Raw genomic sequence first — 13,032 nt, forward strand, 5'->3', positions numbered from 1 at the left:
CGTGTGAGTGGCGTCTCTGTGCCCGGAGAAGATGGCAGTGTTACGGCGCGCAAGGCGGGTTGGATCAGCGATGCACAGTACACGAAAGCGTGATCGGCCATCCGGCGCCGATCACGGGCGCGCGAGTCTAGGGCAGGGGGGCGGTCTGGTAGAGTTTGACCTTCAACCCGCCATGCGCCACCGGCGGGCCGGGGGGCAGAAAGGGCAGGGCAGTGGCGCGGGCAAGCCCGCCATCACTGGTGATCACGCCTACACGCCAGCCCTGGAAACGGTCTTTCAGCACCTGTCCAAACGCACCGTAGAGCCCGAAAAGGACTTTCTTGTTGCCAATCCGCGCCCCGTAGGGCGGGTTGACGATGACGAGGCCGGGCGGCCCCTCGGGCGGTGCGATATCGCTGATGGCGGCCCGGTGAAAGCGGGTGATTGCGCCGACACCGGCAGCCTCTGAATTGCGTATGCTGTTCGCAATCGCCCCATCATTGCGATCTGATCCGAAAAACCGCGCGTCTGGCGTGCGGGTCGATGCGGTGTTTCGCATCCTGTCCCATGCCTCGGCATCAAAGCTCGCCAGATGCTGAAAGGCGAAACCGCGGGAACGTCCCGCTGCTAGCCCGGTGGCAATCTCTGCGGCCTCCAGCACAAACGTGCCCGAGCCACACATCGGGTCATAGACCGTCTCGTGGCCGTCAAAGCCGCATTGGCAGAGAAACATCGCCGCCATGGTCTCGCGCATCGGGGCTTTTCCGACCGCAGGTTTGTGGCCCCGTTTGTGCAAACTTTCGCCGGACGTATCGAGGCTAATGGCGCAAAGATCATCCTCGATCCGGACCTTCACGACCAGATCGGCTTTGGGATCGATCGTTGCGCCCAGCACCTCTGACAACGCCCGTTCGATCCGCTGTGCGGCGGCCTTGGCATGGTAGATTTTCGACTTGCGGCAAGTCACCTCGACCCGCAGCGGCACATCAGCGCGCAGGGTGTCGGCCCAGGGAAACTTGCGCGCCCGCTTGTCGAGCTGTGCCAGATGGAAGGCGCGGAAGGCACCGATGCGCACCAAGACGCGGGTGGCCCCGCGCAGCCACAGATTGGCACGCCAGATATCGGTCCAATGCCCCTGCATGGTCACGCCACCGGGCGAGACGACCGGGGCGTCGAACCCCAGCGCACGGGCTTCTTCGGCCAGCGGCTGTTCCAGCCCCGGCGTGACCACCAGAAAAATTTCGAAAGGCTCACTCTTGTCCATCCGCCCTGCTTAAAGCGATTGCCAGGCGGGTACGACCGCTTTCTGGCTCTCTACGGGGATTGCGGCTATGATGCCTAACCTGCAACGGAGGTTTGATATGGCGGGCGGATGGGCGCGCGACGGCGCGGTGAGCGAACAGATCGAGGCCTCGATTTCGGACGAACTGGCACGGATGAAAGCGGCCAAGCGCCCCGTTGGCGACAGCCTGACCCATTGCGCCGATTGCGAAGAGCCCATTCCCGAAGCCCGGCGGCAGGCAATACCGGGTGTCAAGCTCTGTATCGAGTGCCAGCAGGACCGGGATGTGGCCTTCAAACCGCGTGCGGGGATCAACAGGCGCGGCTCGAAGGACAGCCAGTTGAAATAGATCTTTCCGGTCGCCCGGAAGCGCGGGTGGCCCCCCGAAGTTGTTAGTCATGGCAAGCAGAACCCCCCTGGTCGCGACGCCGTAAGCCTGTGATTTCGACGGACCTGCGCAGGCGTTTGCGCTTCCTGCGATGGATGGCGGGATTTGCTTGCCTATCGCCCCTGCCGGGCGAGAACCTCTCGCGCCAGGGTGACGGCGTGTTCAGCTGGCGAGGCTGGTGTCTTGCCGAAATCGAGATTGTCCGGCGAAATAGCGTGGATAAGCTCGGTAAAGCCCGAGGCCGCGGGAGACGGCGCAATTTCCAATGCATCCGCGCGCCCTTCGTAGAAACTCGCCAGCCGCGTGTTGTAGCGATAGAGATTCACAAGAATCTGCACGAGGAATATTATCAGCAGCATGGCACCTACCCGTGTGCTCAGGGTCGAGACCAGCAGCGTCGTTTGAACCTGATCTGACTGGTTCGCCGCGTTTTCCAGAACGTCACCGAAGGTGGCAGCGATCTGGGCGCGCATATCTTCGTTCAGCGTTTTCAGCAGTGTCACGGTCTCGTTCATCACGAGTGTGCTTGTGCGGGTGAGGTCGGCCAAACTTGCGGCAGTAAGCTGTGAATCCTCGAGCACGAATGTGAGTCTTTTGCCAACCTCAGCAATTTCTGTGCGAAGGGCTTCTGCGGTCGCCTTGACCTCTCCCTCGGCTTCGCTCGCGAATGGTCCGTTGATCGAGATAATGACCCCATCTGCGACAAGTTCCTCAACCGCAGTAAGGGTGCCGGTAAAGTCATTGAAAACAAGCCGCATTTCCGATGACATCTGACCAAAGGCTCCTAGTGTTTGTATCAACTCCGGTTGCAGTTCTTGCATCGTCGACGAAATCGTCTCGGTGCCGCGCGACAGCCGGTCCAGCGTGATATTGGCCTCGCGGGAGGCGATTTCGCCCGCAAAGACGAACAGATACATACCGCCGCTGATGGCCACCAGGATCAGCATAAGCGAGATGGTCGCAGAGATTCGCAACCTGCGGGCACGTTTCCGAAAACGCTCGATCACCTCACTGGTTTCGATTTGCGCTGTTGCTGCACCTTCCATACCCGAATCTCCATAAGCAAGATCACGGGTTAACACTAACTCCCGGCGAGGATTGCGCAATCGACGGCAGAGGCGTGCCCTAGCTCTCCATCGTCTCCAGCTCGTCGATCATCTCCGAGATCATGCTCAGCCCCTTGTCCCAGAACTTGGGGTCGCTGGCATCGAGCCCGAATGGGGCCAGAAGTTCCTTGTGATGCTTGGAGCCACCGGCTTTCAGCATGTCGAAATACTTTTCCTCGAAGCCTTCAGCACCATCGGCATAGACCGAGTAAAGCGCGTTCACCAACCCGTCGCCAAACGCATAGGCATAGACGTAGAAGGGCGAGTGGACGAAATGGGGGATATAGGCCCAGAAGGTCTCATAGCCTTCCATGAACTCGAACGCAGGCCCAAGCGATTCCGCCTGCACTGACATCCACAGCGCGTTGATGTCATCGGGCGTCAGTTCTCCTTCGCGCCGCGCGGCGTGCAGCTTGCATTCGAAATCATAGAACGCGATCTGGCGGATCACCGTGTTGATCATGTCCTCGACCTTGCCCGCCAGCAGGATCTTGCGCTGCTCGGCGCTTTCCGCTGCATCCAGCATCTTGCGGAAGGTCAGCATCTCGCCAAAGACGCTTGCGGTTTCGGCCAGCGTCAGCGGGGTCGAAGACAGCATCTCGCCCTGATCTGCAGCCAGCACCTGATGCACGCCATGGCCAAGCTCATGGGCAAGCGTCATCACGTCACGCGGTTTGCCCAGATAGTTGAGCATCACATAGGGGTGCACCCCTGTCACCGTGGGATGGGCAAACGCGCCGGGCGCCTTGCCGGGCTTCACGGCGGCGTCGATCCAGCCCCTGGAAAAGAAGGGAGCAGCCAGCTCGCCCATGCGGGGGTCGAAGGCCTCATAGGCATCCATGACCGTTTTCTCGGCCTGCGCCCAGTTGACGATGCGTGTATCTTCCATCGGCAGCGGTGCGTTGCGGTCCCAGACCTGCATCACATCAAGCCCCAGCCATTTCCGCTTGAGCTCATAATAGCGGTGGCTGAGCTTGGGGTAGGCGGCCACAACCGCCTCGCGCAGCGCCTCGACCACTTCGGGTTCCACATCATTCGACAGGTGCCGCCCGGTCTGCGCAGTCGGCATCCCACGCCAGCGATCAACGATTTCCTTTTCCTTGGACTGGGTGTTGTGCACACGGGCGAAGGTCTTGATGTTCTCGCCAAAGACCCGCGCCAACTCGCGGCTGGCGGCCTCGCGCTTGGACCGATCCTGTTCGGTCAGCAGGTTGAGCGTGCCTTCGATGTTCAGCTCTTCCCCATCAACGGTGAAGCTGAGCCCGGCGATGGTCTCATCGAAAAGCCGCTCCCAGGCGTCACCGACAACGCCGAGATCATGCAGAAATTTCTCAAGCTCGTCGCTCAACTGATAAGGCTTCATCGCGCGGATGCGGCGGAAGACGGGCGCGTAACGGGCCAGATCGGCGTTCTGCTCCAATAGCTCCTTCAGGTGGTCATCCTCCAGCCGGTTCAGTTCCAGCGTGAAAAAGACCAGCGGGGTTGTGAATATGGTGATTTTCTCCTGGCAATCGGACATGAACTTGGCCCGGTCGGCATCGGTGGTCAGCTGGTAATAGCGCAGGCCCGCAAAGGACATGATGCGGCCCGCAATGGCGCTGATCTTTTCGTTGCGCTGAACGCAGGTCAGCAGGCCTGCCGCATCCAGATCGCCGAGCTTGCCCTCATAATCGGCGGCAAATGACGCGCATTCCCCTTCCAGCCAGTCCAGGTCGCGGGCCAGTTCCGGGGCGTCCTCACCGGTGTAAAGATCGCTCAGGTCCCATTCCGGCAGATTGCCGAGATTGTCGGTGCCTCCGGTGGCATTGGCGTCATGAACGGGAAAGGGAAGGTTGAGCATATCTGGGCCTCACATGGTGCTTTCCCAGACATCTAGTTGCCGGGTCCGGCGATCACAAGGCGGATCGCCGCAACCATGTCCAATGTGAAGAAGTGTTCAGGCGCTGAGCGCGGACTGGGTGGAATTGGCCGCAAAGAAATTGGCGAGGCGTTCGTAGACCGGGCCGCGAACCTCGGGCGCTTCCATCAGAACTTCGTGCTCGCCATCAGGGATTTCGATCAGCTCGCCCTTGGGCCAGCCCGCCATGCGCGCCCTTATCGCCTTACGGTCGACGATCTGTTCATGGCTGCCAAGTACGGTGATGCAGGGCATATCGGGTGCGGGGCGTTCGGACAGGTCCTGGCACTCATTCAGCGCCTCGCGCAGCCAGATGGTCGAGGGCGCGCCCAGCGACAATTCGGGATGCGCGCGCAACTGATCCTTCATCATCTCGAACATGGCCGGATCGCGGGTCAGCACGTTGCCCTCGAAAGGTTGCGAGATGACATAGCTGTCCAGCGTTGTGGTTGGCGGGATCTTGTGGCCCAGACCCACTTTCGGCCCCCAATAGGCGGTCACCCAACTGAGCGGCTTCATCACCGGCGTAAAAAAGATGCCCCACATCGGCCCGGTAAAGGCGCAGCTGGCAATATCCGTGCCCTCATAGATGGCCCGCAGCCCGATCGCACCGCCCATGGAGTGGCCGATGATATGATAAGGGCGCGGCAAATCCAGCGCGGCGGCGGCGTCAAAGACCGCCCGGACATCGTGCTGGTAATCCATGAACTGCTCTACATGGCCGACACGGCGATCATCAAGCGGCCTGTCGGCCAGCCCCTGTCCACGCCAGTCAAGGGCCAGAAAGGCGAACCCGCGTGAGGTGAACTCGCGCGCGCCATCCCCGTATTTTTCGACATATTCCGTGCGACCGGGAAACATCAGGACAGTGCCTTGCGCCTCACCCTCGGGTTTCCAATACCCGATGCGAATGCGGACATCGTCGCTGGTGGTCAGCCAATGCGCAAGGCCTCCGGTCGGACCGCCAGCCACATCTTCAAAAAGGGGGGCCGGCGACATCTCCATCAGGCCAGCACCGAGGCAAGCTGCATGGCAAGGCTCATGTCACCATCAACGGTCAGACGGCCGGACATGAATGCGCCCGTTGGGTCGAGCTCGCCACCAATGATCTGCTGGAACGTCTCGGCATCCGCGCTCAGGGTCACATCGGCATCGTCATCGCCAACACGGGCGCCGCTGCTGTCCAGCATGATCGCGCCCAGATCTGCAACGTCGAATTTCGCGGTCGCGGAAAACGCCCCCCCGGAAAGTTTTTCATTCAGGGCGCTGACGGCCTGGTCAAGTAGTTCGCTCATGGTCTTCCTCTATCTTGCGCCGGTCTGGTGATTGGACATTGTGACGGGCGACGCTACAGTGACCCGTGTTATGACCATTGCATACCCCATTCTCAAAGATATCGTGGCGGCAACCTTCGTCATAGTGATGTTTTCCGGGTCTGGACATTCCCAGCAGGCCGATATCAACGACGAATCGCAGCTTTTGGCCGCTCTGGCGCTGGCCGACGAGTCGCAGGCCCGCCGCCTGAACCGGCAATTGCAGTCGCTGTGGTCGAAATCCGGCTCCCCCTCGGCCGACCTGCTGCTTCAGCGCGGGCGCGATGCGCTGGAGGCCGATGACATCGAGGCGGCAATCGAACATCTGACCGCACTGACCGATCATGCGCCGGATTTCGCCGAAGCCTGGCACGCACGCGCCTCGGCCTATTTCGCCGCGGATCTGCTCGGACCGGCAGTGGCCGATCTGGAGCGGGCGCTGGCGCTGAACCCCAACCAATATGACGCGATCTTCGGGCTGGGGCTGATCTTTGAGGCGCTGAACCGCCCGGAACAGGCCTATCAGGCCTATGAGCGCGCGCTGGCTATACATCCCCATCACGAGCAAGTAACCAATGCCATGAATCGGCTGCAATCCCGCGTTGAGGGGCAGTCACTCTGAAGCCCGGTGAACCGGGCAGGGGGCGAAGGTGAACGGGTCATCCCGGATTGTGGCCGTTCTTGGCCCGACCAACACAGGCAAAACGCATTACGCGATTGAGCGGATGCTGGGGCATCGCACCGGTGTCATCGGGCTGCCGCTGCGCCTTTTGGCGCGCGAGGTCTATGACCGGATCGTCGCTGCGCGTGGCCCGTCCGTTGTGGCGCTGGTCACCGGCGAAGAGCGTATCGTGCCGCCGCGCGCGCAATATTGGGTCTGTACCGTCGAGGCGATGCCCGAAGGCATGGGCGCCGATTTTGTGGCCATCGACGAGATTCAGCTCTGCGCCGATCCCGAGCGGGGGCATGTGTTCACCGACCGCCTGATGCGCGCGCGCGGCACCCATGAGACACTGTTTCTGGGTGCTGATACAATGCGCGGTCCGATCCGGGCGCTGGTGCCAGAGGCGGAATTCGTGCGGCGCGAGCGGATGTCGCAGCTGGTCTATTCGGGCTCGAAGAAAATCAGCCGGATGCCGCCGCGCAGCGCCATCGTCGGGTTCTCGGTTGACAACGTCTATGCCATCGCCGAGTTGATCCGCCGTCAGAAAGGCGGCGCGGCGGTGGTGATGGGCGCGCTCAGCCCGCGCACGCGCAACGCGCAGGTGGCGCTCTATCAGAATGGCGAGGTGGACTATCTGGTGGCCACGGACGCCATCGGCATGGGGCTGAACCTCGATATCGACCATGTGGCCTTTTCTGCGCTCAGCAAGTTCGACGGGCGGCGTATGCGACCGCTCGCCCCCAATGAACTGGCCCAGATTGCGGGCCGCGCTGGGCGTGGCATGTCGGATGGCACTTTCGGCGTCACAGGTGAAGCGCCAAAGCTGGCCGATGGCATGGCGCAGGCGATCATGGATAGCCGCTTCACCCCGCTGAAAAAGCTCAACTGGCGCAATCCCGATCTGCGTTTCGGGTCTGTTGATGTGCTGACCAACGCGCTGGAACAGTCGCCCAGTGATGACTCCCTGCTCAAGGCGCGCTCCGCCGATGACCTGCTGGCGCTCAAATCGCTGTCGCAACAGACCGAGATCATGGCCCGCGCCAGCGATGCCGCCTCTGTCCGGCTGCTCTGGGATGTGTGCCGGGTGCCCGATTTCCGCGGCATCAGCCACGCCGAACATGCCAGCCTGCTTGAGGTCATCTATGGCCATCTGCATGAACGCGGCAGCATCCCGAATGACTTCATGGCGCGCCAGATCCGGCGCATCGACCGCACCGATGGCGATATCGACGCGCTCTCCAAACGATTGGCATATATCCGCACGTGGACCTATGTCGCACAACGGAATGGCTGGGTGGCCGACGAATCCCATTGGCGTGACGAAACGCGCGCTGTAGAAGACAGGGTGTCGGACGCTCTGCATGACCGTCTGACCCAGAGATTTGTGGATCGGCGCACGTCAGTGCTGTTGCGCCGGCTCAAACAGAAGGAGGCCCTTTTGGCCGAAGTGAACGACAAAGGTGAAGTGACCGTCGAAGGCGAATTCGTCGGCCGTTTGGAAGGGTTCCGGTTCAGCCCGGACAAAAGCGCGCAAGGCGCTGAGGCGAAGGCGTTGAAAACCGCATCGCTGCAGGCGCTCGCGCCGCAATTCCATCTGCGGGCTGACCGGTTCTACAACGCACCCGATACCGAGATCGATTTCACCGATCAAGGCGGGTTGATGTGGGGCGAATACGCGGTCGGCAAGCTGGTAGCAGGCGATGAGCCGATGAAGCCGCAGGTCGAGGTGTTTGTCGATGAGGCCGCCGGCCCGGATGTGGAACAGAAAGTGCAGCGCCGGTTGCAGCATTTCATCGATCGCAAGGTTGCGGCCCTGTTCGAGCCGCTGTTGAACCTGTCCCGCGACGAGGAACTGACCGGGCTGGCGCGGGGCTTTGCCTTCCGCATGGTCGAAGGCTTAGGCATCCTGCCGCGTGCGCAGGTGGCGCAAGAGGTCAAGGATCTGGATCAGGAGGCCCGTGGCGCGCTGCGCAAGCACGGTATTCGCTTTGGCCAGTTTACCATCTTCATGCCGCTCTTGCTGAAACCGGCGCCGACGCGGCTGCGTCTGGTTCTGTGGTCGCTCAGCCAGGGTCTGCAAATGTTCCCCGACGCCCCGCCGCCGGGTCTGGTGACGGTGCCCGCGGATGCGTCTGCGCCCAAGGGCTATGACACCATGTGCGGCTACCGCACCGCTGGCGAACGCGCGATCCGCATCGACATGCTGGAACGTCTGGCCGACATGCTGCGCAGCGAGGACAGCCGCGGCGGGTTCGAAGCCAAGCCCGACATGCTCTCGATCACCGGGATGACGCTGGAACAGTTTGCCGATCTGATGCAGGGGCTGGGCTACAACGCCGAGCGCGGCGAGCGCGAGAAGGTGAAAGCGCAGCCTGCCACAGATGCGAAGCATACCGAGGCCGACGCCCCGGCAGAGGCGCCCGCCGAGGCCACAGCCAAAGACAGCCCGGCAGAACCGCCTGCTGCGGACGCCAAAGACCCTGCCGAGTCCGTTGCAACCGAGGCCAAAGCCGAAGAGGTCGCGACCGAAGAGACTCCGGTTGAGGCCACCTCAGATGTCGACGCCCCTGACGCTGCTGCTCCGGCTGAGCCCGAGGTTGAGGTGTTTTTTACCTTCACCTGGGGTCGCAACCGGCAGGCAGGCCGCGGTCCGCGCCGCGATCAGAAACAGGGCCGGGGCGCACCGCGCGGCGGCATACCGCAGGGCAAACCGCGCAAGCAGGGTGGCAAAAAAGGCGGGCCACCCAACAAAGGGGCCAAGACCTTCTCTTCGCGCCCGCCCAAATCGGAAAAGCCCATCGACCCGGACAATCCGTTCGCGGCGCTGATGGCGCTGAAAGAGGGCAAGTAGAGCCCGATGTCCGAGGCGCCCATCCGGCAGCGCCTGGACAAGTGGCTGTGGCATGCCCGCTTCTTCAAGACCCGCAGCCTCGCCGCCAAACAGGTGGCGGGGGGCAAGGTGCGGGTGAATGGGACGCGTACCGAAAAGCCCGCGCAATCCGTTGGCCCCGGTGATGTCCTGACCTTTGCCCAGGCGCGCGAGGTGCGGGTGATCCGGATCGAAGCGATTGGGGAACGGCGCGGTCCAGCGCCCGAGGCGCAACAGCTGTACCAGGATCTGAGCGAACCAAAGGACAAGGTGGCGAAAAACCCCGGCTATGAGGGAAAAGGTCGTCCGACCAAGAAAGAAAGACGATCACTTGATCTTTCTCGCAGGCAGGACCCCTGATCGCGGCTTGAACTGTTGCCGGGTCTGAATTAGCTAACCGGTCAAAGAGCCAGTAGGAAACGGACCATGACCTATATCGTCACCGACAATTGCATTGCCTGCAAATACACCGACTGCGTCGAGGTATGCCCGGTGGACTGTTTCTACGAGGGCGAGAATATGCTGGTCATTCATCCCGATGAATGCATCGATTGCGGTGTCTGCGAACCCGAATGCCCCGCCGACGCGATCCGCCCGGATACCGAGCCGGATATGGAAAAATGGGTCGAGTTCAACCGCAAATATTCCGAAGCCTGGCCGGTGATCGTGACCAAGAAGGATCAACTGCCCGAGGCAGAGGAACGCGACGGCGAAGAGGGCAAACTGGACAAGTATTTCTCGGAAGCGCCCGGCGAGGGCGGGTGATCAAAACGGGTAAGTGATTCGGTCCTATTTGTACCGAACATCTAGGCTTTGAGTTGAACAGAGTCCGATAACGCATTGAAATATATGGTGTGTTATCTTTCTTAATCTGCTGCCGCTTCCGATTCCCCCGAAATTATGGTAAGTTAACAGCTCAACAGAAGTTATGACCGGGATATCCTCCGTTGGACCTCACACCTCGGAGCTAGAAAAAAGCGTCACAATCTCCACCAACCGGGAACCTAATAGGGGTCCCCCGTGTGGTGTTTTGACGTCGAAACATCCCGACGCAAGCAAAGGAAAGATCTGTATGTCGAAGTCGAAGAAGCTCGAGTTCCGCCCCAATGACTATGTTGTCTACCCGGCGCATGGTGTGGGCCAGATCATTTCGATCGAAGAACAGGAAGTGGCGGGATACGCGCTCGAGCTGTTTGTGATCTCGTTCGAAAAAGACAAGATGACTCTGCGGGTGCCCACCAACAAGGCCACCGAATCCGGCCTGCGCTCGCTCAGCTCGCCGGATGTGATCAGCCAGGCGATGCGCACGCTCAAGGGCAAGGCCAAGGTCAAGCGCGCCATGTGGTCGCGTCGGGCGCAGGAATATGAGCAGAAGATCAATTCGGGCGATCTGATCGCAATTGCCGAAGTGGTCCGCGACCTGCACCGCACCGACGACCAGCGCGAGCAGAGCTATTCCGAGCGTCAGCTCTATGAGGCCGCGCTGGAACGTCTGATCCGTGAAGTGGCTGCCGTATCCGGTGGCGACGAGATCGTGGCCGCCAAACAGGTGGATGAGGTTCTGACCTCGCGCGCCGCGGCCGCCTGATCCTGAATGATCTGAAATGATCCGGGCCGCCCTTTGTGGGGCGGCCTTTTTCGCGCTCCGCAGGGGAGTGGCGGCGCAGTCTAGGCCGCAGCGCAGAGCGTCAACAAGAACGCGATTTCACCAATCTGCTGGGTTGCGCCCAGAACATCACCGGTCTGCCCGCCGATCTTGGCCAAGGCAAGCCGGGCCAGGCCCAATGCCGCAAGGCCAGAGATTAGCGCCGGGACCACGGCAGCGCTTCCCGCAACCAGCAGCCCCAGCGACAATGCCAGAATCAGCCCCGCAATGGCGGCCTTGCCGGAGGGTGAGCCGACCCTATGGCTCAAACCCGCGCCGCGCGCATTGGGCATGGTGGCCATCAGCATTGGCATCAGCGCCCGCGACCAGATCGCCGCCGCCAGCAGCAGCCAGAGCGCGCCTGCGCCGATCAGGGTAACAATCGCCCCCCAGCGCAGGAGCAGCGACAGGATCAGCGCCAGCACGCCATAAGTGCCGATATGGCTATCCTTCATGATCTCCAGCCGGCGTTCGGGGGTGAATCCGCCCCAGAACCCGTCCACGGTGTCGGCCAGACCGTCTTCGTGCATGGCTCCGGTGACGCCCACCAGCACGATCAGCACCAGCGCGGCGCTCAGCATCGCGGGCAGGTTGACGGCCAATGCGATGGCGCCTGTCAGGCAGGCCAGCACGCCCACAACCAGACCAGCAAGAGGAAAGGCCCAGACCGCCTGTGCCTGCCGCTCAAAGACGCGTTCGGGCAGGCGGGGCAGGGGCAGGCGCGTCAGCAGCACAAGGGTCAGGGCAATATCCCAGCCCGAAACCGGGCGCATGTCGCTTTTTGTCATTCACGGGCCTTTGTTGGTCTTGTCGCATCACGCGCATTGGTTAAACACGCAGGAACGACCTGATGCAACGAGGCTCTTGATGCTCCCTGACCTGACCGACCTGTCCGATTTTCGTACCGTCCTGGCGCAGGCGCCGGGTCCTGATGCGGAGGCGCTGAGCGCGGCACAAGAGCGCAATGGGCAATTGACCAAACCACCGGGCGCGCTGGGGCGGCTGGAAGAGCTGGCGATCTGGTATGCGGGCTGGCGGGGCGATGCGCGACCCGTGATCGGCGCGCCACAACTGGTTGTGTTTGCAGGCAATCACGGGGTCACCGCGCAGGGCGTGTCAGCCTTTCCAGCCGAAGTGACCGCGCAGATGGTGCTGAACTTCCAGCATGGCGGCGCGGCGATTAACCAACTCGCCCGGGCCGCAGGTGCCCGCATGGATGTCCGCGCCCTGGAGCTGGACCGGCCCACAGAGGATTTCACCAAGGACCCCGCGATGAGCGAGGCGGATCTGTTGGAGGCGCTGCGGGTCGGTTGGATGGCGGTGGACCCATCCGCTGATCTGCTGGTGGTCGGAGAGATGGGGATCGGCAACACCACCCCCGCCGCCGCCCTGGCCTGCGCGCTTTATGGCGGCGATGCCGCCGACTGGACCGGGCGCGGAACCGGCGTGGACGATGCGGGGCTGACCAACAAGGCGCGTGTGGTTGGCGAAGGCGTCGCGCTGCACGGCAAGACCGATGACGGTCTGGAACTTTTGCGCTGCCTCGGCGGTCGCGAAATCGCGGCGATGGCCGGTGCCATTGCGGCGGCGCGGGTGCTGCGCATCCCGGTCATTCTGGACGGCTTCATTTGTACCGCTGCCGCGGCCTGTCTTGTGCGGGTGTCCGAGACAGCTTTGGATCACGCCGTAGCGGGCCACCAGAGCGCCGAAAGCGCCCATGCGCGTCTGCTGGGGAAGCTGGGCAAAGAACCGCTGCTGTCGCTGGGCCTGCGCCTGGGCGAAGGATCGGGCGGGGCGCTGGCGATCAACATCCTGAAATCGGCTGTGGCCTGCCATTCCGGCATGGCCACCTTTGCCGAGGCGGGCGTGGCGGACGGCTGAGCTGCCCG

Annotated in this window: 13 protein-coding genes; 7 read left to right on the plus strand and 6 right to left on the minus strand. The window is 62.1% G+C overall.

Annotation, left to right across the window (positions count from 1 at the left end; genetic code table 11):
- Positions 1-127 precede the first annotated feature (127 nt).
- Complete coding sequence (locus Q5Y75_RS00990) at positions 128-1,243, minus strand: THUMP domain-containing class I SAM-dependent RNA methyltransferase (protein WP_306193528.1); 1,116 nt, start codon at positions 1,241-1,243, stop codon at positions 128-130.
- Positions 1,244-1,340: 97 nt separating this feature from the next.
- Here Q5Y75_RS00990 and Q5Y75_RS00995 point away from each other — a divergent pair, with 97 nt between their 5' ends.
- Positions 1,341-1,610: a DksA/TraR family C4-type zinc finger protein gene (locus Q5Y75_RS00995; protein ID WP_306193529.1), complete on the plus strand. Its 270-nt coding sequence runs from the start codon at positions 1,341-1,343 to the stop codon at positions 1,608-1,610.
- Positions 1,611-1,762: 152 nt separating this feature from the next.
- On the opposite strand, the gene Q5Y75_RS01000 is transcribed toward Q5Y75_RS00995, so the two are convergent.
- The 4 genes from Q5Y75_RS01000 to Q5Y75_RS01015 form a co-directional block, all read right to left on the minus strand.
- Positions 1,763-2,755 (minus strand): hypothetical protein, encoded by a 993-nt coding sequence (locus Q5Y75_RS01000; RefSeq protein ID WP_306193531.1) that lies wholly within the window; start codon positions 2,753-2,755, stop codon positions 1,763-1,765.
- 19 nt (positions 2,756-2,774) lie between these two features.
- Complete coding sequence (locus tag Q5Y75_RS01005; protein ID WP_306193532.1) at positions 2,775-4,595, minus strand: M3 family oligoendopeptidase; 1,821 nt, start codon at positions 4,593-4,595, stop codon at positions 2,775-2,777.
- Positions 4,596-4,691: 96 nt separating this feature from the next.
- Positions 4,692-5,657: an alpha/beta hydrolase gene (locus Q5Y75_RS01010; RefSeq protein WP_306193534.1), complete on the minus strand. Its 966-nt coding sequence runs from the start codon at positions 5,655-5,657 to the stop codon at positions 4,692-4,694.
- A complete protein-coding gene (locus Q5Y75_RS01015) occupies positions 5,657-5,947 on the minus strand; it encodes an SCP2 sterol-binding domain-containing protein (protein ID WP_306193536.1) in 291 nt (96 codons plus the stop codon). Before Q5Y75_RS01015 ends, Q5Y75_RS01010 begins: the two co-directional genes overlap by 1 nt.
- A 70-nt stretch (positions 5,948-6,017) precedes the next feature.
- Here Q5Y75_RS01015 and Q5Y75_RS01020 point away from each other — a divergent pair, with 70 nt between their 5' ends.
- The 5 genes from Q5Y75_RS01020 to Q5Y75_RS01040 all read left to right on the plus strand — a co-directional run bounded on the left by Q5Y75_RS01020 (position 6,018) and on the right by Q5Y75_RS01040 (position 11,086).
- Positions 6,018-6,587, plus strand: a complete 570-nt coding sequence (locus Q5Y75_RS01020) for a tetratricopeptide repeat protein (protein ID WP_306193537.1) — start codon at positions 6,018-6,020, stop codon at positions 6,585-6,587.
- A gap of 28 nt (positions 6,588-6,615) precedes the next feature.
- Positions 6,616-9,480, plus strand: a complete 2,865-nt coding sequence (locus Q5Y75_RS01025; RefSeq protein WP_306193538.1) for a helicase-related protein — start codon at positions 6,616-6,618, stop codon at positions 9,478-9,480.
- 6 nt (positions 9,481-9,486) lie between these two features.
- On the plus strand, positions 9,487-9,858 hold the full coding sequence (locus Q5Y75_RS01030; RefSeq protein ID WP_306193540.1) for an Hsp15 family ribosome-associated heat shock protein: 372 nt from the start codon (positions 9,487-9,489) through the stop codon (positions 9,856-9,858).
- Positions 9,859-9,924: 66 nt separating this feature from the next.
- Positions 9,925-10,263 carry a ferredoxin FdxA gene (fdxA, locus tag Q5Y75_RS01035; RefSeq protein ID WP_249706270.1) on the plus strand — a complete coding sequence of 113 codons (339 nt, stop codon included), beginning with the start codon at positions 9,925-9,927 and terminating at the stop codon, positions 10,261-10,263.
- Between the two features lie 307 nt (positions 10,264-10,570).
- Complete coding sequence (locus tag Q5Y75_RS01040) at positions 10,571-11,086, plus strand: CarD family transcriptional regulator (protein WP_306193542.1); 516 nt, start codon at positions 10,571-10,573, stop codon at positions 11,084-11,086.
- 80 nt (positions 11,087-11,166) lie between these two features.
- Here Q5Y75_RS01040 and cobS read toward each other — a convergent pair whose 3' ends face one another.
- Complete coding sequence (gene cobS / locus Q5Y75_RS01045) at positions 11,167-11,931, minus strand: adenosylcobinamide-GDP ribazoletransferase (RefSeq protein ID WP_306193544.1); 765 nt, start codon at positions 11,929-11,931, stop codon at positions 11,167-11,169.
- Positions 11,932-12,010: 79 nt separating this feature from the next.
- On the opposite strand from cobS, the gene cobT reads away from it, so the two are divergent.
- Positions 12,011-13,024 (plus strand): nicotinate-nucleotide--dimethylbenzimidazole phosphoribosyltransferase, encoded by a 1,014-nt coding sequence (cobT, locus tag Q5Y75_RS01050; protein WP_306193545.1) that lies wholly within the window; start codon positions 12,011-12,013, stop codon positions 13,022-13,024.
- Positions 13,025-13,032: the final 8 nt, after the last annotated feature.

This window comes from Ruegeria discodermiae (assembly GCF_030758345.1).
Lineage (GTDB): Bacteria > Pseudomonadota > Alphaproteobacteria > Rhodobacterales > Rhodobacteraceae > Ruegeria_C.

Coding starts and splice junctions, on each gene's coding strand:
- Q5Y75_RS00990 (WP_306193528.1), bottom strand. CDS start 1,243: ATGGACAAGAGTGAGCCTTTCGAAATTTTTCTGGTGGTCACGCCGGGG.
- Q5Y75_RS00995 (WP_306193529.1), top strand. CDS start 1,341: ATGGCGGGCGGATGGGCGCGCGACGGCGCGGTGAGCGAACAGATCGAG.
- Q5Y75_RS01005 (WP_306193532.1), bottom strand. CDS start 4,595: ATGCTCAACCTTCCCTTTCCCGTTCATGACGCCAATGCCACCGGAGGC.
- Q5Y75_RS01010 (WP_306193534.1), bottom strand. CDS start 5,657: ATGGAGATGTCGCCGGCCCCCCTTTTTGAAGATGTGGCTGGCGGTCCG.
- Q5Y75_RS01015 (WP_306193536.1), bottom strand. CDS start 5,947: ATGAGCGAACTACTTGACCAGGCCGTCAGCGCCCTGAATGAAAAACTT.
- Q5Y75_RS01020 (WP_306193537.1), top strand. CDS start 6,018: ATGACCATTGCATACCCCATTCTCAAAGATATCGTGGCGGCAACCTTC.
- Q5Y75_RS01030 (WP_306193540.1), top strand. CDS start 9,487: ATGTCCGAGGCGCCCATCCGGCAGCGCCTGGACAAGTGGCTGTGGCAT.
- fdxA (WP_249706270.1), top strand. CDS start 9,925: ATGACCTATATCGTCACCGACAATTGCATTGCCTGCAAATACACCGAC.
- Q5Y75_RS01040 (WP_306193542.1), top strand. CDS start 10,571: ATGTCGAAGTCGAAGAAGCTCGAGTTCCGCCCCAATGACTATGTTGTC.
- cobS (WP_306193544.1), bottom strand. CDS start 11,931: ATGACAAAAAGCGACATGCGCCCGGTTTCGGGCTGGGATATTGCCCTG.
- cobT (WP_306193545.1), top strand. CDS start 12,011: ATGCTCCCTGACCTGACCGACCTGTCCGATTTTCGTACCGTCCTGGCG.